This window comes from Sunxiuqinia elliptica (assembly GCF_900113005.1).
GTDB lineage: Bacteria > Bacteroidota > Bacteroidia > Bacteroidales > Prolixibacteraceae > Sunxiuqinia > Sunxiuqinia elliptica.
The window spans coordinates 132,620-155,790 of sequence record NZ_FONW01000012.1 but is presented as its reverse complement, the minus strand read 5'-3'; the positions used below and the strand labels follow the sequence as shown (position 1 = coordinate 155,790).

The window sequence follows — 23,171 nt, the reverse complement described above, 5'->3', positions numbered from 1 at the left end:
TCTCCATCGAATATGAATACAACTGGGACAACTCAGTGCCTGATATCAAAAAGAACATCGCTTACTTCAATCAGGTAGTTGATGAACTATTCTAGGAATGTGTTAAGTTTTGGGTTGATGAGGTCCTTGCTGCTTGGTTTGGCCTTATGTTCCGGCCTGCTTGCTGGCGCTGCTGAACCCCAAAATCTTCAAAATACTAAACAGGAGACAATCCGGGTATTGAGCTACAATATCCGGATTGCTCATCCACCTTCGGGAGGTTGGGAGCTGATCGACTTGCCGGCTATTGGAGAGGCAATTAACCGCATTAAACCAGATCTGGTGGCTTTGCAGGAAGTGGATGCATTTACCGAACGTTCAGGAAAAACAGTTCATCAGGCTAAAGAGTTGGCCCAAATAACGGGCATGGACTATTTCTTTGCCAAGGCCGTTGACCGCTCGGAGGGCGATTATGGTGTGGCCGTTCTTTCTCGCTTCCCAATTGTTGAGGCTCAGGCTTATCGCTTGCCTGTTCGTGATAGCATTAAAACTGAAATCAGAGCATTGGCCTTGGTTAAAGTGCAGTTGCCTGATGGTAGCCTGATGGCTTTTGGCTCAGCTCATCTCGATCATCTGTCGGATGAAGACCGTTTGCTACAGGTAAAAACCATGATCAATGTGATCGATGCCTATCAACAATTTCCGTTGGTTATTGGAGCCGATCTTAATATGAAACCGGACAATTCGGTGATGAGTGATTTGAAAGAAGCGCTTGTTCCAGCTTGTGTCAATTGTCCGTTAACCTTCCCTGCTGATAATCCGGATCGTACGCTGGACTACATCCTTTTGAATGACCAGGCAAATGATCAATTTGAAGTCCTGGATTATCATACTGTTAATGAAACTTATGCTTCGGATCACCTACCCCTCGAAGCAATTTTGAAAAAGAACTAGCCTGCCCTTTTGGGGTAGCACAAAACTTATTTTCTCCCTTTGGTTTGAATGACCATGATGGATGCAGGGTTGAAACATAGAACGAAAGTCCGTGTATTTGGGAAATTGTTTTCCGAAAGGCATTTGCTTTTGCTTGCCTCGGGTAGTTTCTTTGTGCTTTACGGTTTATTCCTAGGCATTTGTATACCTTATCACTTATGGCACGTTGAACAAACCCAGCTCTTCTCTTTTAATCTTGACTACCTGAGTGTTTTCCTTACTCGACCGGGAAAACCTCTTGAATATGCAGGTTCCTTTTTAGTGCAGTTCTTCTATTATCCCTGGCTCGGAGCTTTTTTACTTACGACTGTCGGAGTGCTCTTGTTTATCCTGATCCGAAGCTGCCTGAAAAAGCTGAATATCCATGGTGTGCTTTGGTCCTTTTTGCCGGTCCTTGGCCTTTTGATGCTTCAAACCAACCTGCATTACTCGCAGGTTTATTCGTTTCACTTAATCGTGGTGCTGCTTTGCTTTCGCCTTTATTTAGAGGTGGATAACCAATGGTGGCGTTTGGCTGGATTTGCTTTCTGTTGGCCGTTGCTGTTTTGGTTGGCTGGCGCTTATGCCTTTGTCTTCCTGCTTTTATGTCTTTTGGTAACATTGAAAGAGGTTCAGAAATTACCCCACATGCTGCTTCCTCTGGGTTACTGTTTACTAAGCTTTGGCTGGTTGGCAGTGGGCTATTATGATGTTTTTCAGTTACCTTTTGATGTGTTTCTGGGCTATCCTTTTATTCAGATGGATCAGTCGCTTTATGGCTGGGGGATTGCGAACTTACTTTATTTGCCGACTTTGTTGATTGTGGTTTGGTTTGTTCCTCATCAAGTACGTAAAGCATGGTTAGCCTGGAATTTCAAAACGATTGGGTTGACAGTTGTTTTGTTGAGTGTTGCCTTTTGGGGTGTTTCCCATTATGGGTTAAACAAGAAGCAGGAGTTGATTCTGAAAATGGATTACTACGTGCAGCAGGAGCAGTGGAATAAAGTGCTTGAATTGGGCAAAAGCTACCCCGGAGTGAATCAGCTGGTTGTTTATTATACCAATCTAGCCTTATCGAAACAAGGGCTTTTGACGACGCAGCTTTTTGACTATCCGCAAATAGGAAGCAAAGGACTTCGCCTGCGTTGGGAGCGAAACCGACTGGCCTCTCTTTTGGGTGGAGAAGTGTTTTTCCAGCTCCACTACTTCAACGAGGCCTTTCGCTGGGCCTTTGAATCATCTGTATCGAATGGGCTGAATCCGCGTGCGTTAAAGAGAATGGCCCAAACCAGCTTGGCAAACGGACACCTGGAGTTGGCTCAAAAATACGTGTCGCTATTGGAAGAAACCCTTTTCTACCGGAATTGGGCTTTCCGGTTTCGTGAGCAAATTGAGCAAGCTGCATCCACTCCTTTGCTGAGAACTGTGAACTATACTTTTCAAGTACATCGGGATTTTACATCCGATATTCGTGGGTTTGATTTGAAGGTGGACGAGCTGTTGCAGAATTGCCCGGAGAATGACGCGGCTTTTGATTATTGCACGGCTAGTTTGTTGCTCGACAAAAAGTTGGAGGAGCTGAAGGAGCTTGTGTTGAAAAATCCGGATCGCTTTTCAGGGCAGCTTGATGGCCAGCTTGCCGAAGCCGTTCTCTTGTATCAAAACCTGAATGGAAAATCGCTGGATGAAATTCAGGTGGAGCCTGCTGTTTATCGTCGGTTCGAGGAGTTTGCACGGGCATTGAGTCGGAATCGAGGAAAGCGAGCTGCTTATCAGTTGGAAGCTGCTTTTGGCACTACTTTTTGGTATTACTTTTATTTTTATTGAAATGGGAAAAGGAAAGGGACATATTCAATATGGTGTGATTTTGGGCTTGATGATTTTACTCTTTAGCGCTTGCCAGCAGCAGTTGCCCAAGGCAGATGTTCAGCTTGATCGTCTTCCGCAATTATTTCCTGATTATGTGGAGTTAACTATTCCTGAAAATATTGCGCCACTCAATTTTCAGCTTCAAGAAGACTATGACCAATTTATAGCTTGCTTTTTTGTTGAAAAGGAATTGCTGTTTTCCGTTCATTCTAATTCAGGAAAGATTGAATTGGGTATGAAGCAGTGGAAGCAGCTTACGGCAAAAAGCAAAGGACGAGAATATGCCGTTGAAATTTTGGCCCAAAAAGATGGACCTTGGGTGCGTTTTCAGCGGTTTGAAAATCGGGTGGTTGCAGATCGGATTGATTCGTATTTGGTATATCGTTTGATTGAGCCGGGCTTTGAAACCTGGAAAAGCATGGGGATTTACCAGCGCTGTCTTGAAGATTTTGAAGAAAGCCACATCATAACCAATGAGGTAAACCACGGGGGGTGTGTCAATTGCCATTCCTTTCGAATGAATGATCCGGATAAGCTGCTTTTTCATATGCGTGGTCCGGGAGGAGGAACTGTTTTTTGGCAGGGGCAGCAACTCTCGAAGGTGGAGACCAAGACGGCAGAGACGCTGTCTTCAGCAGTTTATCCGACTTGGCATCCGAGTGGTGATTTTGTCGCATTTTCTGTCAATAAAATTGTGCAAAGCTTTCATGCGCTGCCCGATAAGCAAGTGGAAGTGTTGGATACTTTGTCCGACTTGGTTTTGTACGATACCCGCAATCAGGCTATTAGTCAGCCAGCGCAGCTGGCTACCGCCGGCCTTTTGGAAACCTTCCCAACTTGGGCTCCGGATGGGAAGACTTTGTTTTATTGTGCTGCAAAAGCATTGCCCCCTGATCAATACGATGAAATCCGATACGATTTGTATCAGGTGGCTTTCGATTTGGAAAGCAGACAGTTTGGTCAGCCGGAGCTTGTCGTGAATGCCTCCGACAGTGGAAAGAGCATTTCTTTTCCTCGCGTATCACCAGATGGGCGTTACTTGGTTTATTGCCAGTCAGATTATGGAAATTTCTCGATCTGGCATCGCGAAAGTGACTTGATGCTTTTGGATCTGGTAACTCATGAAATCAGCTGTCCGGAGTTGAATAGTTCGCAGGCCGAAAGTTATCATTCCTGGTCGTCAACTGGTCGTTGGATGGTTTTTAGCAGCCGCCGGCAGGATGGACTTTACACGCGCTCGTACATTGCCTATTTTGATGCAGCCGGAAAATTTCACAAGCCTTTTTTGCTTCCCTTTAAGGATCCGCTTTTTAGTCAGAAATTTACCAAAGCATTCAATGTCCCGGAGTTGGTCAAGTCAAAAGTGCAGCTGGATCCGAGGAGTTTTGAGCGGATTCGAAATCAAACGGCAGTCCCGGCCAGTTTTTTCCAGGCACACACCTTTACAACAAACCCATAACTCAGATAAAAGCTTACCCAATGAAACGAAGCGTTTTAAAACAACAGATAGCGAAGCATGCTCAACGTTCAATAATCTTTCGACGGCCACTCAGTTTATCCATTTTTTTTAGACGGATCGTGTTCGTATGAAGGATGAGAGGCCAGTAATACCAATCGATTATGATGCTGTAAAAAGCCTAAAGTCTGGAGACGTGCGGTCTTTCGATGTTTTGTTTCGAAAGTACTCGCAGCGTTTGTATAAATTCTCCATGAGCTACCTGAAATCGGAAGAGGAGGCTCGGGAAATTGTGCAGGATGTGTTTCTGTACATCTGGGAAAACCGGGAGAAGTTAAAACCAGAGTGCTCGTTCAACGCCTATCTTTTTACCATTGCATACAGCCGGGTTAAAAAATTCTTCCTTCGAAAACTGCGTGATACCAATGCGCGAGACGAACTGATTTATTCCTTGCTAAAACAGGAAAACAACTTGGACCGGGTGGTGGATTTCCGGTCTTTGTTGGAGAAGGTCGAACAAATCATTCTGCAATTTCCTGAACGTCGTCGGCAGATTTTTCTGAAACGGAAATATGAAGGCTGGCCGGTGAAACAGATTGCGGAAGAATTTGGAATTTCCCCCAATACTGTTGAAAATCATTTGTCTTCAGCCATGAAGAAACTCCGGGAAGAGTTACGTCGCAATAACATTTCAGAGCTTTTCTTTTGGATGTTTTTCTTGCCTTCTGATCGCTGACCAAGCATCAAAATAAATTATTTCAATTTTTTCATTTTCCATATAGTGGAAAAATCAAGTTTAAGGATATAACCTATAGCATGAGTAGTAAGCGAGATAAAATAACACGGTTTAAATCGGGTCGGTTTTCATTTAACGATTACCTGTCAGTAGCTTCTTATTTTAAAAATGAGTCGCTGGACGATGAATTGAAACAATTACTGAAAGAGGATTGGGAGAAAGCTGGAGGCGAAGGAATGTCGCACGAAGAGCTGGAGCTTTTATTGGATCAGCTGCATGATCAGATTCAGCCAGAAAAACCTTCTGTTGTTAGCCGTTGGAATCGCTTCCGGGCACAGTTCGCAAGAGCTGCCGTTTGGCTGTTATTGCCGGCTTTATTGTTTGGTGCCACCCTGGCGTACTTGGGGATTAAATTCTATGATGATGCCGATAGTTGGGCCGAAATTCATTCTCCGATTGGAGCTCGAACCAAATTTCATTTGCCTGATGGCACCGAAGGATGGTTGAATGGCGGTGCCGTAGTCAAATATCCGCTTGATTTTAAAAAGCGGGAAGTTGAAGTGTCAGGAGAAGTTTGGTTTGATGTGGTGCATGATGAACGAAAAAAGTTTTGGGTGAAAACGCCATTTTTTGATGTTGAGGTTTTAGGAACCCGGTTTAATGTGGTGGCTTACGAAAATGAAAAGACGGCTGAGGTGATTTTGGAACACGGGCGAGTCAAAGTCTTGTGCCAAGCGTCAAATTCAGAGATAGATCTGATGCCTGATCAACAGCTCATTTACAATAAACAGACCCGGAAAATGGAGAAGAAAAATATCGACTCAAAAGCTTATACCAGTTGGAAAGATGGTCTGCTGATTTTCCGGAATGTTCCGATGGCTGAGTTGGCTAAGCGGCTGGAGCGAAAATACAACACGGAGATTGTATTGCACGGCGACAAGCTAAAGGCCTTGATTTTTAGGGCAACATTTCAGGATGAAAGCTTGGAAGAAATCTGTTCGATGCTGGCCTCGGTAGCTCCTATTCGTTACCAGGTTCATAAACGAGCAAGCCAGTTTGATGGTACGTTTGATCGGGGGCGGGTTGAGATATGGCTGAGAGAATAAAAATGATAAATAAATAAAAACGAACTGATTGCCTATGAAGATAAACCAAAAATGACAACAGGGCGGTATTCCCGTACCAGCCCTGTTTCTAAGTAGAATTAATTATGCAAGGAATTAAATCCACCAAAGAACAAATTTATGAAAAAAAAACACAACCTCAGGTCATGGGTGTGCCATGGCTTGATAGAATTGATTAAAATGATGCGATTCACCATTATTCTTGTGCTTGTCTCTATTTCTCAGGTCTTTGCTGTGAGTTCGTATTCTCAGCAGGCCAAGCTCTCGCTGGATATGAATAATGCCAGATTGGAGGAGGTGATTGACGAGATTGAAAAGACGTCGGACTTCTTTTTTCTTTACAACAAAAACATGGTTGATGTTGATCAAACGGTCAATATTAAAGTGGCTGAAAAGAATGTTGATGAAATATTGAATTCCATTTTACGAGGAACCGATGTGGCTTATTCCATCAATGAACGTCAGATTTTTCTGTTTAAAGACAATTCTTTAGGAAGAAACGGCGACTTGTCAGGGCAGCTGTTAAAAGTTGTCGAAGGAAAAGTTGTTGATGTTGATGGAACTCCACTTCCGGGAGTTACCGTTGTGGTTGCAGGCACCACCAATGGTACGGTCACCAACGACGTGGGGCAATTTCGACTGAATAACATTCCCGCAGATGCCGTCCTGGTCTTTTCGTTTGTGGGCATGGAAACTCTGGAAGTTCCCGTCAAAGGCAAGAAGGACTTACAAGTTATCTTAAAAGAAAAAGCGATTGGCGTTGATGAAGTGGTCGTAATTGGTTACGGTTCGGTAAGTAAGCGTGATTTGACCGGTTCGGTGTCCTCCATAAAAAGTGAAGACTTGATGCAAACCAATCCTCAGGGAATTAACCAGGCACTTCAAGGACGTTTGGCAGGTGTTCAGGTGCAGCAGGCAGATGGAGCTCCCGGTTCTGGTATTAACATCTTGATTCGTGGTGCGAACTCGTTTACAACCAGTAACGAACCTTTATACATTGTTGACGGGGTGCCATTTGAGGCTGGAGAAGCTCCGGCTCCGGGAACTTTTGGCGACAAGCAACGAAATAATCCGCTAAGCTTAATTAATCCCAATGATATTGAATCAATCGAAGTGCTGAAAGATGCTTCGGCAACAGCAATTTATGGCTCTCGTGCAGCCAATGGGGTTGTCATTATCACCACCAAGGGGCGTGGTGTGGCTAAGGCGAAAGTGACTTTCAGCTCCAAATTCGGGATATCCAACGTAGTCAGTAAAATTGATGTGTTGGATGCGGGCACTTATGCTGAATATCGAAATGAACAGGCAATCAATGGGTATACCTATGATGGGAAAGAATATGTTGGCGATGATTTCTTGCCATTCCCAGTAAATGGTCGCTGGTCATACAGCAAAGAAACTGACCCGGAAACAGGGCTGGAAATGATTGTTGACAGCACCTACTTGCCAGGTCCGGATGACTTTAGAAATGGTTATGAAGGCGGAGGTACCAACTGGCAAGATCAAATTTTCCAAACAGCGGTTACTCAGGAATATAACCTGAGTTTTTCTGAAGGAAATGAAAACGGACACTACTTATTTTCGGCCGGTATGTTGGATCAGGAAGGAGTGATTGTGAACTCTTTCTATAAACGATACACGGTGCGTTCTAACATCTCTAAAAAAATATCGGAATGGATTGAGGTCGGAAATAATTTGAGTATTACAAAATCAACCAACCGTTTAGCTCGCACAAACAGTGAAAACTATGGGGTTATCCCGTCTTCCATTTCGTTCAATCCTACGCGCCCTGTTTTCGATCCTGATCGGGATTCGGGCTACACCGAAGATACTTCGTCTGGTTTGGCGAACCCATACTTATACACGCGGACTGCCAAGAACCTGGTTGGTGCTCTTAATATTTTCAACTCGGCTTTTGCTGAAATTAGCTTTACTGATTTCTTGAAATTCAGGCAAAACCTAGGGTATGGCAACAATAAAAATACACGAAACGAATACTACAACCGATGGGTTGCAGAGGGCTTGGCTCCAAAAAATGGTTACGGTCGTCAGGCTGATAACTTTTATGAAAGTACAACCTTGGAATCTATTCTGAAATACAACAAAGAGTTTAATGAGGTTCACCGCGTTGATGCGGTCGTTGCCTGGACATATGAAAATGTGAACTGGGGTGGTAAAACAATGAGTGCAACCGGATTTCCGAATGATTTGACCGAAGAAAATGACATGGGGGCGGCTCTTCACCAGGAAACAAATTCCAGCACCCGTGGCGAGAGCTCGTTGATGTCTTACCTGGGACGAGTCAACTATTCTTTATTCGATAAATACCTGTTCACAGTGTCTTATCGTCGAGATGGCTCCAGCCGCTTTTCAAAGGAAAATCGCTGGTCTGACTTTTCTTCCGTCGCTTTTGCCTGGCGTCTATCGGACGAGAATTTTATCAAGAATTTAGGATTTTTTGATGATTTAAAGCTTCGTGCCAGTTACGGGCAAACCGGAAACCAAGGAATTAGTGCCTATGCAACCCGTTCGCGAATGGTGGCGCTGAACTATCCGTATGATGGCAGTTTGGCTAGTGGTTATGCCGAATCACGCTGGGGTGGACCTGCCAACCCGAACTTGAAATGGGAAACAACGACCCAGGGAAACTTGGGCTTGGACATTACCATGCTTGATAAACGGGTGAATGTAAACATTGATCTTTACCATAAGAAGACTGTTGACTTGCTTCAAAATCGTTTTATTCCTGCAAGTACCGGCTTTTCAACGCTGGCATCAAACTATGGAGAAGTGGAGAATAAAGGGTTGGAAGTGGCTGGAAGCGTGTATGTCTTTTCTCGGAGAAACTTCAGTTGGAAAATTGATGCCAATGCTTCTTTCAACCAGAATAAGGTTGACGGATTGGAAGCAGATCAATTCTCAGATGTGGCCTGGGGATTGGAGAGTATGTTCCTGCGAAGGAATGGCGAACCCATCGGTTTGATTTATGGCTACCAGGAAGATGGCTTTTATGATAGCGAAGCCGAAGTACGCGCTGATCCTCAGTTTCGGGATGAAACGGATTCCCGTATTCGAAGTATGATTGGCCAGGTGAAATACAAAGACACGAATGGCGATAAAGTGGTGGATGACCGGGATAAAGTGATCATTGGAAATACCAATCCAAAAGTACTTTACGGACTTACCAACTCGATTACCTGGAAAGACTTTTCCATGAGCTTTTTCTTACAAGGAACTTATGGCAATGATATCCTGAATGTTAACATCAAACGTTACAGTTTGTCGGGCTTTAGTAACATGCCTCACTTTATTTACGACAATCGTTGGACGCCTGAAAATCGGGAAGGAGCAACTTCGCCTCGTCCTGATGGAACATTCACACGAAGTATGAAAGCATCGGACAGATATGTTGAAGATGGCTCTTATGTTCGGCTTAAAAACTTAAACTTCAGTTACCTCTTCCGCAATCCGGCACGTTGGATTGAATCCTTGCAGCTAAACGCAAGTGTAAACAACCTTTTCACCATTACCAAGTATCGCTGGTATGATCCTGATGTGAATACTTTCGGTGGTGATGTTTCGAGAAGAGGTGTTGATATGGCTTCGTACCCGAGTGCCAGGACGGTAACTTTTGGCTTTAAACTGGAATTTTAACCAATTAAAACCTTGACATTATGAAACGACAAATACAATATTTGGCAGCCATTGTGATTGGGCTTTTTCTGACTGCATGTTCTGATTTGCTGGAAGAAAAAACCTATACTTTTATTGCAGGAGAGGACTTGGTTGACAATAACAATTACGATCAGCTGGTAGCGGGGGCTTTCAACTCGCTAAATTACGGTTTTGAATGGGGAAATTACCATACCGTAGTCAATTTCGATTGTGACTATCAAAGTGGACCGGCCTGGGCTTTTGGTACCATTGGCGCCGGAAACTTCTACGAACACGGATCGGTGATTAATTTCTATAATTACTATTACATCACCATTCACCGGGCAAACTACCACAAATCGTTGATTGCTCAAATGGATATTGATGAGAAAGTAAAAGCCAATGCCATGGGCGAACTGGCTTTCCTCAAGGCGTGGAGTTACTTCAATCTAGTTCAGTTTTTTGGAGATTTATGTTTGTATAAAGAATCCATTGCTGAAGGAGCAGATCTTTACAAACCGCGTTCCCCAATCAAAGAAGTGTATGAACACATTATCGAAGAACTTAAGTTTGCCGAAGAAGCGATGTATTCCACTCAGGATCCTGAATTTGAGATTGGGCATGTTTCTCGTGGTGCCGCAAAAGCGTTGTTGGCAAAAGTTTATGCGACGATTGGCTCTGCGTCAATGGCCTCAGGAAATGTATCTGTGATGGGTGGCCCTGGCCATTTTTATAACGAAAATGGTGCAAAGCAGTTTATTCCTGTTCCGCAAAAGCTGACCTTTCAGAAAACGCAGGTTGCCGGTTACGAAGAGTTCAACTCAGCCGAGTACTATAAGTTGGCTATGGATAAAGCGATGGAGGTCATTCAATCCAACGACTTTATGCTTTATCCTTCGCAGGAAGAGCTGTGGTCAGTTGAAAGCCGGAATCGCGGTGAGTTTATTTTCACCTTGCAAACAACACCGGGAAGTTCAGAAACCAGCAATTACGTCGCCACCGACTATGCCGGGTACTACAAAGAAACAGGGCTGATGTCGTCGGGGTATTACGTTCAGCGTGACCACTGGTATCAGCTGTTCGAAGAAAATGATGGCCGTGTAAAATGGGGAGTGATTCACCGGGTGCCCGTGTCAACAAATTCTTCAGGTGATTTGGTTTACTCGTACTATCCCGCAAAAGATAGTGTGAAAGTTCGTTTGGGATTGGATGGTTACGATCCTTCAGATATTTTGTATTACAGTGCGCACTTGTACGGCTCAAAGCTGAAGAAATTCCGTCAGATTACGGTGCCTTTGGATGGACAACGAACTGATTTCAACTTCCCTTTTATGCGTTATGCCGAAGTGCTATTGTTGTATGCTGAGGCTGCGAACGAAGTAAATGGTGGCCCCACAGCTGAAGCAATTGCACAGGTTGAGAAGCTGAATACCCGGAACAATAGTACGCTAGCTGGCGAGATTGCTAAAACCCGCCCTTGGACACAGGAGTCATTCCGCTCATATATTTTGGAAGAACGGGTGAAAGAGTTTGCTGCAGAAGGAATCCGGAAGTTTGACCTGTTGCGTTGGGGAATCTACCTGCAAACCATGAATGCCATTGATGTGGATGAGAAGGATGTCATCAAACGCAGACAAAAAAGGCATTTGTTGCTTCCTCTTCCAGCCAATGAAATAAACACCAACCCATTCATCGAAACAAACAACCCGGGATGGTAAGCCAATTTTTCACAATAAAAACACGAATTATGAATAAAATATTGACAACCATATATTTCAAACTCCTTGTTATTGGGTGTTGCGTGCTGTTGGTTTTTGCTTGTCAGGATGACGAGTTCGTGCCAGAAGCACCTGTGTTTTCAAAAATAACATCGCTATATGCTTTGGATTCGGTTATTGTTTCAGGAGAGATGGGAGATTGGATCGCTATTCAGGGCCAAAACATTTCGGAGGCAAAAGAGATTCACTTCAATGATGTGGCTGTAGCTATTGAAGAGATTTATTATGAAGATGATATCTTGTATCTTCAGGTTCCAATTGCCATGCCGACTGAAATTGATAACAAAGTAAAACTTACCACAGAGGGAGGCTCATTCGACTTCAATTTTACGGTAAACATCCCGGATATCAAGTTGACAGGAATGTTTAACGAGTACACCGCTCCGGGGGATACCATGAAGATTTATGGTGAATTTTTTGACTTGTACGAAGTGGATACCCTGAATACTGTTGTTATTTTTGAAGGGAAAGAACAGCCGGTGATTCAGGTTGGAAGTAACTTCATTACGGTGGCCGTTCCCGAAGATGTCACTGAAAATATCAAAATTGAACTGGTCAATAAAAAGTACAATGCAAGTGCTGTTTGTCCTGGATATTACCGCGATCGTCAGGCTTTGGTTACGAACTTTGACGATGTGCGCTACACCGGAACCAGTGGTGTCGACTACGTAGGACTTTGGGAGAATCCGGAACCTGTTGATGGGAACTATTCATTGCTCACCGTTGGAAGCGAAGGGAGTGGCTGGTCTTATTTGATCGGAACCGGGTTTGCATACACCGACGATATGAAGGATCATCCGGAGAAATACGAAGTGAAATTTGAGCTGAATATGATTCTCCCAATTATGAATACACATTTTTATCTTTATAATTATTGGAATCATGCCCCGGCTCAGATAACGCCAGCAGACTTGGTTGTTCAAAGCCTGGGAGTATGGCAAACTGTTCGTTTTCCGTTGGAACGATTGATTCCAATTGGTTTCGAGGGAAATAAAGATTACATCGGATCATTTAATATTCGGATTGAATCGCCTGCAGGAGAACCCTTGAAGATGGGATGGGACAATTTTAGGATTAGCTTGAAAGAATAACCGATTAACGACTTAGTATAAACTTTGGAGTGAAGGGCTTTCCCACACGTATGCAGCTGATTGCAGACTTGTGGAAAAGTGCTTCACTCCTTGCAATTTTAACAAACAACTATGAAAATGTCGAACTTGAACTACTTCGATTGGAAAGGAAGAACCTTAATTGCTGTTCTTCTTTTTGTGCTAATTAGCTTAAACGCCTCGGCCGGATCTGGCTTGAAATTTAAGGATCAAAAATTCAAAATCATTCAGTTTACCGATCTGCATTACGTGCATTCAGATAAGCACAAGGCACAGAATGACAGTACCATCGAGCTGATGAGGCTTTTAATTGAAGAAGAAAAGCCTGATTTGGTTGTCTTCACAGGCGATGTGGTGGTATCCTCTCCGGCTTTAGAAGGTTGGGACCGGGTTACGCAGCCAATGACTGAGCTGCAGGTGCCATTTGCTGTTAATTTTGGGAACCATGATACCGAAACGGATGTGACCACCAGCGAGATTCTGAAACATTTGAGCAAAAATCCGATGAGTGTGACCGAGAATCAGGTTAAGGGGATCTCTGGACAGGGAAATTGCTCGTTGCCAATTCAGTCTTCCAACGGGAAGCAGGATGAAATGGTGGTGTATCTGTTTGACTCAAAGGCTTATTCTGATCATGGAAAAGTGAGTGGCTATGGCTGGGTTAAGCACGACCAAATTGACTGGTATCGGAAAACTAGCCAGGCGTATGCTAAAAAGAATAAACGCGTCGTGCCGGCTTTGGCGTTTTTCCATATTCCACTGCCTGAGTATGCCATTGTGCGCGAACAGGAAGCCACCTTGGGAAACAATACGGAGAGAGTTCATGCGCCGACAATGAATACCGGTTTGTTGTCAGCTTTTGTTGAAATGAATGATGTTAAAGGCGTTTTTGTAGGGCATGATCATAATAATGATTTTATAGGTGGTATATTTGGAGTTGCTTTGGCTTATGGACGTAAAACAGGCTATGTTCCTGCTTATTCAGAAATCTTGGATCGTGGTGCCAGAGTGATTGAGCTGACTGAAGGAGCAGATTTTTTTGAAACATATATTCGGACACGTTCTGATAAATTGTTAGAGTACACTTTTCCTTATTAATCGGATATTTTGCTAAAAGCATAAGGACACAGACGGTTATAAGGAGGCACATTGTTTATGAAGAGGAGAGAGTAAATGAATAATTTACTTTAAAATGAAAAAGAAATGAAAATGTTACGAATGGGTATTGCTGGTTTATTGCTGGCAGTTATCGGCTGTAGCTCGCCCACTGCAGAGTCTCCTTCCGGAGGCAACAAAAGTTCAACCTTTAAACTGAGTAAAGCTGAACTTCAGGATAAAATTAAAGGGGGTTGGGCAGGCCAGGTTATTGGATGTTCGTATGGTGGACCAACGGAGTTTAAATGGCTGGGATCCATGATTAATGATCAGGTTCCAATTGCCTGGGACGAACACCAAATGACCATGTGGTATGATCAGTTCCCGGGCTTGTATGACGATGTGTATATGGATTTGACCTTTGTGTCGGTATTTGAAGAACATGGCATTGATGCTCCCGACTCTTTGCATGCCATGGCTTTTGCAACTGCAGACTACATGCTTTGGCATGCCAACCAAGCTGCCCGTTATAATATTCTTCAAGGAATTATGCCTCCAGCTTCAGGGCATTACCTGAATAATCCCCATGCCGACGATATCGATTTTCAGATTGAATCCGATTTTGCAGGGCTGATGTCTCCCGGGATGATCAATGCTTCTTCTGAGTTGTGCGATCGCATTGGCCACATCATGAACTATGGAGATGGATGGTACGGTGGTGTTTTTGTGGCTGGCATGTATACGCAGGCTTTCATTTCGGACGACATTCAATTTGTTGTTAGCGAAGCCTTAAAAGCAGTGCCTCAGGAAAGTCGGTTTTACCAGTTAATTTCTGATGTCATTCGGTGGCACAAAGAATACCCGGATGACTGGAAAAGAAACTGGTTTGAAATTCAGCGTAAATGGTCGTTCGAAAAAGGTTGCCCGGATGGCGTGTTCAAAGCATTTAATATTGATGCAAGCCTTAATGCTGCTTACATTGTATTGGGCTTGCTTTATGGAGATGGCGATTATGGAAAAACCGTTGATATCAGCACTCGCGCCGGACAGGATTCGGATTGTAATCCTTCAAATGCTGCAGGAATTTTAGGAACCATGATCGGATTCAGCAATATTCCAGACTACTGGAAACAAGGATTGGATCGTGTGGAGGATCGGAATTTTAGTTACACTGATTTGGCACTTACCGATGTTTATCAGCTAGGTTATAAACATGCTTTGCAAATGATTGAACGCGGAGGTGGAGAAGTAACCAATGATTCTGTTGTTATTGCTTACCAAGCCGTTCAGCCAGTTCGTTTGGAACAGTCTTTTGATGGTTTATATCCACGTGAGCGTGTTGAACATCAATGGCCACTTGCTGAGAAGCAAATCACACATGCTGAAAAAAGTTACCGGATTGATTTTAAAGGTGCCGGCATTGTTCTAACGGGTTATGCCCAGCGAACCAATGGAGCCTTGCCCGAAAAAGATTTAAAATTAAAAGTTTTGCTGAATGGCGAACAAATTGATGTACTTACCCTGCCTACTGAAGTGGCCTCTCGCAAAACAGATGTTTACTGGAACTACGAACTTCCGGAAGGTGATCTTCAATTGGAACTTGTAACTGCCGATCTTCCCGAGGGATACCGGGTTGCAATTACATCAGCTCTCATATACGATCAGGAAAAGTAAGCAAAAATAAGTGTTTAAGAAGAAAGGCTGTCCTGTATTTTGGACAGCCTTTTCTGTTGTGTAATTTTTTTCAAAGAAATTTAGCCAAAACTTTAGGCTATTTTATTGATTCCTTTTTATCAATAACCTGATAAATCCATGGTCGTGTTGGTTGATTAAGCGGCTTGTAGGTATATGGTTAGTTGTGTAATTAGATTATTTAATGGTAAATAATAGTTTTTCTATTTGGTTTTTAATCATGAGAGCTATTTGGTAATAAATATTACACCTTTTAAAAAAAATTGGAGCAAAAATATATCTTTGCTGTGTATCAAACAGGGACATCGTGAGTAGACTGTTGTGGCAAAGATTTAAAGAAGGAGATGATCAGGCGCTTTCTTCTCTCTTTGAGAAATATGCAAATGATCTGTATTCCTATGGAATGAAAATTGCAAACAACGAGGACCTTGTAAAGGATTGTGTTCAAGAGGTTTTTATTCAATTGATTAATAAGCGTCAAACACTTTCGATCTCTTCACAAATACATGTTTTCCCATTTAAAATCCTACGAAATAAGCTGTTTGAGGAACTACGTACGATCAATCGGAAGAATGCGATTCTCTATGCCTTGAAAGAACAAGAAAGTGAGTTTGAAGATAACATTGAGAGCTCTTTAATTGATATTGAGCAAAAAGAGGCCATTCAAAAGAGGATTGAGTCAGCTTTGAACCAGTTATCCAAACGACAACAGGAAGCCATCTATTTAAGATATAGCGAGGGACTCAGTTACGATGAAGTTGCGGAGTTGATGGGCTTGGACAAAGCATCAGCCCGGACCCTTGTTTATCGGGCGTTAAAAACAATACGCGATATTTTAGGAGACTCATTTGTGCTGTTCTTTATTCAAATGAAGCAGTTTTCTTTTAGATTTTATTGCATTGAATAATAGGTGAATAGAAATTATTTCCTGCCTACGTTTTAAAAAAGTGTATTTTTTTTGTCTATGTTTTAGGTTCTGAATCATTCTATAGTATGAAGAATCTAAAAACAGGTCGTGGTTTCAATAGAGATTTTCTTGCCTTGATAAAGGATGAAAACTTTGTTCGACTAATTAAAAAGTCTGATGATCCTGATCATACTGTTGCCGAATTAATTAATAAATATCCCAACAATAAAAGTAATTTACAATATGCGGCCAAGTTTATTCAAACTGCTCTTTCAGATAAAAGAAAGATGAGCTTTGAGACTTGGAAAAACATGCATAATGAACTTCAGAGTTATGTTAAGAAAGTGAATAAGCCTAGAGTTAGAAGACTTACTCGAAGGTCGATCTGGAAGGCAGCAGCGCTTGTAGCCATGATTGCTATTGCAGGAGTTACAGCGTATTATCAACTTCATAATTATTCGCAGCCGAAATTTGTAGAAGGCAGCCTTGTCGATCAGGATAAAGCGTTGATTATTCTTTCTGATGGATCTCAGCGGGTGCTATCAGAGAATGATACCTATATTGATTATAAGTCATCTGATGATGCGGTAGTCATTAAGAAAGAAGAAGAAAAATTAGAGCGATTTGAAAATGTAGATCAATCTAAAGATATCGCTTTTAACCAAATTATTGTTCCCTATGGACAACGCCATAAAGTTCGACTGAGCGATGGTACCGTTGTTTTACTAAATGCTGGAAGTAAGCTGGTTTTTCCGGCAAAATTTTCTGAAAAAAACAGGGAAGTTACCTTAGATGGTCAAGGTTTTTTCGAAGTTGAGAAAGATAAAACACGTCCTTTCATTGTAAAAACGAGTAGCATTGATATTAAGGTTCTAGGGACTGTTTTTGATGTTTCAGCTTATCAGGATGAGGACTTGGCAACTGCAATTTTAGTAGAAGGAAAAGTCGAAGTATCTCAAAAGAACAGATTGGTTGGCAATAAAGAATATATCCTTAACCCAGGACAAGGCTGCTTTTACTCAGCAGAGGTGCGAGAGTCCATTGTTCGTGAAGTCAATGTTCAAAAATATATCTCATGGAAGGATGGAGTGTATCAGTTTGAGAATATGACCTTATTGGACTTAGTTCGTCAAGTAAAAAAATACTATAACAAGTCTATTCAAATTGAAGGAGAGGAGCTTGAGCTGGTCAAAATGTCTGGGAAATTGTTCTTGTCAGATGATTTTCAGGACGTAATGATTTTTCTGTCGAAGACCGTTGAGGGGAGTTATGAGCAAAAAGATGAGAACCATTATATCATAAGAAAATAACTAACTAATAGAATACATATGCCAATGAACGAATTGTAATCAATTAAAAAAACCGATGAATGTTGGCCCATCCATCGGTAATTAAATGATTAAATCGAGTTACCAACTTTAATCACTACAAATTTATGAAAAAAAAACGTCTTAATGAGGGCGCCTTCTGGAGGTGCTTGAAAAGAGTATTGTTGATTATGAAACTAACCTGTTTGTTGCTTTTTATAGGCTTGGTAAGTGTAGCTGCTTCTACATATTCCCAATCAACAAAGCTTAGCTTGAACTTTGAGAATGTGACAATATCTAGTGTATTAGATCATATTGAGGGGCAAAGCGAATTTGTTTTTATCTACAAGAATGATGTTGTCAATTTAGATGAAAGAGTAAACATTCATATTGAAGGTTCAACCGTTGATGTGATTCTTGCTCAATTGTTTCAGGAGAGAGGAGTGAAGTATGAGATTATAAAGAAGCAGATTATTCTTACTTCAGAACCAGTAGAAAACGAGGGAAAAGGAATAGAAGAAAGAGATTTTCCTCCCGACAAAGTTTTAAAAGGGAAGGTTACAGATGAAGATGCTGAGCCTATTCCTGGAGCAACGGTAATTGTTGCCGGAACAACGATCGGAACAATTACCGATTTTGATGGCGGTTTTTCATTGAAGGTCCCTGAAAATGCACAAAAATTAGCTGTTTCATTCGTAGGCTTTTTAAAAACTGAAGTTGAAATTGGAAATCAATCCTTCTTTAATGTTGTTCTTCGGGAAGCCAACGTTGGAGTTGAAGAGGTTATCGTTATTGGGTATGGAACCCAAAAGAAAGAAACAGTAACAGGCTCTATTTCTAGTGTAGGAACCGAGGAATTAGCAAAATCCCCAGTTGCCAATATTTCGAATGCGCTGGTGGGACGTGTCCCCGGATTAACTGCTGTTCAGTCAAGTGGTGAGCCAGGAGATAATGCAGCAACCATACGTATTCGTGGAGTTGCAACCTTAAATAGTTCAGGACAAGAACCCCTTATCATCATAGATGGTATTCAAAGTAGTTTTTCGGTATTGAATTCTCTCGATCCGAATGAGGTCGAGAATATTAATGTCTTAAAAGATGCTTCTTCAACAGCGGTTTATGGAGTTCGAGGTGCTAATGGAGTAATCATTGTCACCACAAAAAGAGGTCGAACCGGAAAAACAAAAATCACATTTTCAGGAAGCCTGGGGGTCTCAAAAGTAGCTTCGAAATTAGAATTGCTTGATTCTTATCATTATGCTCTTTTTCGAAATGAGGCTGTAGCGAATGATGCTGATCCTAGTTTTGAAGATATTTTGTTTACCGAAGATGAACTTTGGAAATTTCAAAATAACAGAGATTACACCCCACAAGAGGTGGACGCAATGGACTTGACGCCAGAACAGAAAGAACGCTTAAAAAACAGTCCGGCGTTATATTACACAAGTAATGATTATTTTGAAGAGCAATTTGATCATTGGGCCCCACAACAACAATACAATATTAATATTTCAGGCGGAAGTGAAAAAGTAAGGTACTTTACTTCAGTTGGTGTGTATCAGGAAGAGGGGGCTTTCATGAATTCAGATTACGCTAACGCCAATACAAATTCAAATTACAATCGATATAATTTCAGGTCAAATTACGATATCGATGCCGTAAAAAATTTATCGATAAAAGTGAATATCTCAGGCCAGTCAACTTTGCGAGGAGGAATCCTTGGTAAAGACGGAGATGTTACGAGCCCCGGGAGTAGACATAAGGAAATGATGGTGATGATCCTGTCTTCAACACCATTTGCGGGACCGGGTATTATTGATGATCATTTAGTAACCCGTTTTATTGGCTATTATAATCCTTTGCAGCAAAAAGGAACGAATGGATATTCGCCAATTGCCTATATTCTTAGTCGCCCATACCTGACGACAAATACGAACAATATGGATGCTAGCCTTAAAGTAATTCATACCATGGATTATCTGACGAAAGGTTTGTCAATTCATGCGAATGCCTCTTACAATAATACTTATACAAAAGGGGTTTATCGCTATACGCCTATTCCTCAGTATACAGCTACCCGTAATCCGGCAGATCTGAATGAGCTATTGTTTTTTGGCGGTACGGTGGGGCCTGAATCTGTTAATGATAGCTATTTGAGAAAAAAGTACCGCAGATTTTATTTGGAGGCTGCTGCAAACTATCAACGTTCTTTTGATAAACATGAAGTAACGGCCTTGGCTTTGGTGAATGCCCAGAAAGCATTCGATCCAAACTTGCAATATAATGTTCCTTCAGGATTGATGGGCTTGGTTGGACGTATCACTTACAATTACGATGAGAAGTACTTGGCTGAGGTCAATATGGGGTATAACGGATCGGAGAATTTCCCAGAGGGTAGTCGATTTGGTTTCTTCCCATCGCTATCTGCAGGTTGGGTTATTTCGAATGAAAGTTTCTTCCCGGAAAACGACTGGATCAACTGGCTTAAAGTGCGCGGGTCTTATGGAGAAGTTGGTAATGACAAAATTGGAGGCAACCGGTATCTGTACTTACCTAATGCATGGGGATATGGTTGGGAAGAGCCAACTTATGGGTATTATTTTGGTGATAGCAATGGAGCAAGCCAGGATCCATTTTATCCTGGAGCAATGGAAAGTCGGGTTGGAAATCCTTATGTGACTTGGGAGCGAGCTAAAAAGTCAAATATTGGCTTGGAGCTGAATATGCTGAAAAATAGACTGAAGTTTGTGGGTGATATTTTCCAGGAAAAGAGAGATGATATTTTGTGGCCCTTGGGAACCGTTCCTGAGTTGGTTGGCGCTTCATTGCCACCAGCTAACATTGGGCGTGTTTCAAATCGAGGTTATGAGTTGCAACTTGGTTGGAGGGATCAACATCGCGACTTTGGTTACTATGTTATGACCAGCGTCTCTTATGCTAGAAATCAGATTGAATATAAAGATGAGCCCAACAATCCATATCCATGGATGAATGATACCGGCTTTCAGTTAGGCCAATACAAAGGATTCGTATCGAGTGGTTTTTACAATAATGCAGACGAAGCTTTTAATCGGCCATATTCAGTCATTGATGGTAACCGGGTTCAGGCAGGCGATATTCGTTTTGTCGACATCAATGGAGATGGGATTGTAGATACCAAGGATAACGTTCCAATAGGGAATGCCAACTTCCCTCAGTACTCTTTTAATGCAACAGTAGGAGCTTCTTATAAAGGATGGGCTTTCTCAATGCTCTTTACCGGTACTTATAAAGGATCTCTTCCTATGTCTAGCTTCTATGTATTAAATCCTTTCTTTCAATCAGGATCCGCAGCTCTGCAATTTCAGTATGATGGAAGATGGACCCCAGAGAAAGCGGAAGCAGGGATAACACCTACATGGCCTCGCGCTTCAATCCGAAATTATGATACGCAAAATGGTGTTGCGAATGACCTTTGGCTAATGTCTACCGATTTTATCCGGTTGAAGAATGCGGAAGTTAGTTATACCATTAGCAACAGTAACCTTTTGAGAAAGGCTAGGATTAGTCAAGTGAAATTATTCATGAATGGAAATAACCTGTTGACTTGGTCTGATATGATAAAGGGTTTTGATCCAGAGCAACAAGACGCAGGAGGAGCCAGTGAAGGATACCTTTATCCAATGATGCGCACCTGGAATTTTGGGGTAAATGTTGAATTTTAAAGTCGCGAGAAATGAAAAATAGATTATCAAAAATATACTTACTGGCGATATTAAGTACATTCCTATTGATGGGAAGTTCATGCCAGGATGAATTTTTAAAAAAGCCGTTGGGAAGTGACTTGAATGTTGACTCAATTTTCTCAACAAGCTCAAAAGTTGAATCCGCTATTGCCAGAGCTTATGGCCTAAGTTTAGCCTCAGGTATTCCTATGAGTCCGTGGGATCATAATAACACTTACATGCTAATGGGAGCTTCTTTACCTATGATCTCTGGAGAAATTAATCCAATAAAATATAACTGGACTGATGGTTGGCGTGTAGCCCGAAGTGGATTAATGGCAGATAATGGTAGTGGAAAGACTATGTCAGATGACGGATTTGGAACTAACTATCGCGCAATTCGGCATGATTATCTTGTTATTGAGAACATCGAAAACGTGTCAGATATGAGTGATACCGAAAAGGCTCAGGTGATTGCCGAAATGAAGGTACTAATTGCATACCGTTATCTGGAGATGTTTAAACGCTATGGTGGTGTTCCTATTGTCAATCAAACACTATCAGTAGCTGATGAAATAATGATTCCTCGTGCTACTCTGGAAGAAACATTGAATCACATTGTGGATATATGTGATGAAGTTGTAACCATTTTGCCTGATAGCTATACGCGAACCTGGACAGGACGAGCTACAAAGGGAATGGCTCTAGCTGTTAAGGCAGAAGCGCTCTTATACGCATCAAGACCATTGTTTAATGCATCAAGTCCATATATGGATTTAGGGGAGCACAATAACTTGATTTGCTTTGGAAACAACGACAATTCTCGCTGGCAAAAAGCAATCGATGCGAGTTTGGCTGTAATTGAATGGGCTGAGTCGAATGGATATCACATCATTGATACGAACAATCCATTGGATGATTATGGAACTGCAGTTTCAACTCCTGGAAATGCAGAAGTATTAGTTGCTTATAAATACCAGTTTCAAGGCTGGGGCAGTCCGCTACATCGATTTTATAATCCACACACTGAGGATGGTGGATCGAATGGGATGAGCTTTGTTCAGCTTTTACAATATTATAAGGCGGATGGTAACGATCAGGAATGGACTGATGAGACCTTAAGTCCATTTTCAGAATACATGACGAAAATGGAAGAAATGGAGCCTCGCCTTAAAGCTTCTGTTGCTGGAGCAGGAATGGATCCGTGGAATAACCCGAACGATATTTACTGGAGTAGCCAAGTACTTGCCAATGCTTCAACCTATAATGGACGTGGAGGTACTGAAGGTTGTGCTCGAAGAGTGAAATTTTGGTATAAAGCTGGAACTCGCGAGTGGTTTGAGTTCCCAATATATCGGCTGGCAGAGTTTTATTTGAACCTGGCAGAGGCTTATAATGAACTGGGGCAATCTGGAAAATCATTGGAGTATTTGAATGTCATTCGAGATCGAGCAGGTCTTCCGGACGTGGAGGAAACGGATCAAGATGAATTGAGGAAGATTATTCAACGAGAATGGGCCATTGAGTTTTTTGAGGAAAACCATCGGTTACATGATGTAAAACACTGGAAATTGGATGCTATTGATAAAGGCATCATTGGTGGAGAGAAATACACATTCAAGTTTGAATATAAAAACGGAAGCTACGGAGAGGTGGTCGATGATTATATTTCATATGCCCGCGAAGTTGCTTTTTCTGGCTACTGGAGTGATAAACAGTTTCTCAATCCTTTTCCTCAAATTGAGATTAACAAGGGGTATTTAGTTCAGAACCCTGGTTATTAGTAAGC

General features: G+C 42.0%; 14 protein-coding genes. All 14 read left to right on the top strand.

Annotated elements, in window-relative coordinates; genetic code table 11:
• The first annotated feature begins 81 nt into the window (after nucleotides 1–81).
• The 14 genes from BM156_RS17805 to BM156_RS17740 all read left to right on the top strand — a co-directional run bounded on the left by BM156_RS17805 (nucleotide 82) and on the right by BM156_RS17740 (nucleotide 23,166).
• Complete coding sequence (locus BM156_RS17805) at nucleotides 82–933, top strand: endonuclease/exonuclease/phosphatase family protein (protein WP_093921254.1); 852 nt, start codon at nucleotides 82–84, stop codon at nucleotides 931–933.
• A gap of 69 nt (nucleotides 934–1,002) precedes the next feature.
• Complete coding sequence (locus BM156_RS17800; RefSeq protein ID WP_139218328.1) at nucleotides 1,003–2,778, top strand: DUF6057 family protein; 1,776 nt, start codon at nucleotides 1,003–1,005, stop codon at nucleotides 2,776–2,778.
• Between the two features lies 1 nt (nucleotide 2,779).
• Nucleotides 2,780–4,279 carry a TolB family protein gene (locus BM156_RS17795; RefSeq protein WP_139218327.1) on the top strand — a complete coding sequence of 500 codons (1,500 nt, stop codon included), beginning with the start codon at nucleotides 2,780–2,782 and terminating at the stop codon, nucleotides 4,277–4,279.
• Nucleotides 4,280–4,406: 127 nt separating this feature from the next.
• The gene (locus tag BM156_RS17790; RefSeq protein ID WP_093921251.1) at nucleotides 4,407–5,012 is read left to right on the top strand and encodes an RNA polymerase sigma factor; all 606 of its coding nucleotides are present in this window, start codon (nucleotides 4,407–4,409) and stop codon (nucleotides 5,010–5,012) included.
• 80 nt (nucleotides 5,013–5,092) lie between these two features.
• On the top strand, nucleotides 5,093–6,118 hold the full coding sequence (locus tag BM156_RS17785) for a FecR family protein (protein ID WP_093921250.1): 1,026 nt from the start codon (nucleotides 5,093–5,095) through the stop codon (nucleotides 6,116–6,118).
• A gap of 138 nt (nucleotides 6,119–6,256) precedes the next feature.
• Nucleotides 6,257–9,790, top strand: a complete 3,534-nt coding sequence (locus BM156_RS17780) for a TonB-dependent receptor (protein ID WP_212733554.1) — start codon at nucleotides 6,257–6,259, stop codon at nucleotides 9,788–9,790.
• 20 nt (nucleotides 9,791–9,810) lie between these two features.
• Nucleotides 9,811–11,508, top strand: coding sequence for a RagB/SusD family nutrient uptake outer membrane protein (locus BM156_RS17775; RefSeq protein ID WP_093921249.1), 1,698 nt, complete (start codon nucleotides 9,811–9,813; stop codon nucleotides 11,506–11,508).
• A 29-nt stretch (nucleotides 11,509–11,537) separates the two neighbouring features.
• Nucleotides 11,538–12,659 carry a glycan-binding surface protein gene (locus tag BM156_RS17770; RefSeq protein ID WP_139218326.1) on the top strand — a complete coding sequence of 374 codons (1,122 nt, stop codon included), beginning with the start codon at nucleotides 11,538–11,540 and terminating at the stop codon, nucleotides 12,657–12,659.
• A 111-nt stretch (nucleotides 12,660–12,770) separates the two neighbouring features.
• The gene (locus BM156_RS17765) at nucleotides 12,771–13,775 is read left to right on the top strand and encodes a metallophosphoesterase family protein (protein WP_093921247.1); all 1,005 of its coding nucleotides are present in this window, start codon (nucleotides 12,771–12,773) and stop codon (nucleotides 13,773–13,775) included.
• Nucleotides 13,776–13,880: 105 nt separating this feature from the next.
• Entirely contained in the window at nucleotides 13,881–15,446 is a 1,566-nt protein-coding gene (locus tag BM156_RS17760) for an ADP-ribosylglycohydrolase family protein (protein ID WP_093921246.1), read from the top strand.
• 325 nt (nucleotides 15,447–15,771) lie between these two features.
• The gene (locus BM156_RS17755) at nucleotides 15,772–16,371 is read left to right on the top strand and encodes an RNA polymerase sigma factor (RefSeq protein ID WP_170847003.1); all 600 of its coding nucleotides are present in this window, start codon (nucleotides 15,772–15,774) and stop codon (nucleotides 16,369–16,371) included.
• Nucleotides 16,372–16,457: 86 nt separating this feature from the next.
• Nucleotides 16,458–17,681 carry a FecR family protein gene (locus tag BM156_RS17750; protein ID WP_093921244.1) on the top strand — a complete coding sequence of 408 codons (1,224 nt, stop codon included), beginning with the start codon at nucleotides 16,458–16,460 and terminating at the stop codon, nucleotides 17,679–17,681.
• Nucleotides 17,682–17,869: 188 nt separating this feature from the next.
• Nucleotides 17,870–21,382 carry a TonB-dependent receptor gene (locus BM156_RS17745; protein WP_170847002.1) on the top strand — a complete coding sequence of 1,171 codons (3,513 nt, stop codon included), beginning with the start codon at nucleotides 17,870–17,872 and terminating at the stop codon, nucleotides 21,380–21,382.
• 11 nt (nucleotides 21,383–21,393) lie between these two features.
• A complete protein-coding gene (locus BM156_RS17740; protein ID WP_212733553.1) occupies nucleotides 21,394–23,166 on the top strand; it encodes a RagB/SusD family nutrient uptake outer membrane protein in 1,773 nt (590 codons plus the stop codon).
• Nucleotides 23,167–23,171: the final 5 nt, after the last annotated feature.

Coding starts and splice junctions, on each gene's coding strand:
- BM156_RS17805 (WP_093921254.1), top strand. CDS start 82: ATGAACTATTCTAGGAATGTGTTAAGTTTTGGGTTGATGAGGTCCTTG.
- BM156_RS17795 (WP_139218327.1), top strand. CDS start 2,780: ATGGGAAAAGGAAAGGGACATATTCAATATGGTGTGATTTTGGGCTTG.
- BM156_RS17790 (WP_093921251.1), top strand. CDS start 4,407: ATGAAGGATGAGAGGCCAGTAATACCAATCGATTATGATGCTGTAAAA.
- BM156_RS17785 (WP_093921250.1), top strand. CDS start 5,093: ATGAGTAGTAAGCGAGATAAAATAACACGGTTTAAATCGGGTCGGTTT.
- BM156_RS17780 (WP_212733554.1), top strand. CDS start 6,257: ATGAAAAAAAAACACAACCTCAGGTCATGGGTGTGCCATGGCTTGATA.
- BM156_RS17775 (WP_093921249.1), top strand. CDS start 9,811: ATGAAACGACAAATACAATATTTGGCAGCCATTGTGATTGGGCTTTTT.
- BM156_RS17770 (WP_139218326.1), top strand. CDS start 11,538: ATGAATAAAATATTGACAACCATATATTTCAAACTCCTTGTTATTGGG.
- BM156_RS17765 (WP_093921247.1), top strand. CDS start 12,771: ATGAAAATGTCGAACTTGAACTACTTCGATTGGAAAGGAAGAACCTTA.
- BM156_RS17760 (WP_093921246.1), top strand. CDS start 13,881: ATGAAAATGTTACGAATGGGTATTGCTGGTTTATTGCTGGCAGTTATC.
- BM156_RS17750 (WP_093921244.1), top strand. CDS start 16,458: ATGAAGAATCTAAAAACAGGTCGTGGTTTCAATAGAGATTTTCTTGCC.
- BM156_RS17745 (WP_170847002.1), top strand. CDS start 17,870: ATGAAACTAACCTGTTTGTTGCTTTTTATAGGCTTGGTAAGTGTAGCT.
- BM156_RS17740 (WP_212733553.1), top strand. CDS start 21,394: ATGAAAAATAGATTATCAAAAATATACTTACTGGCGATATTAAGTACA.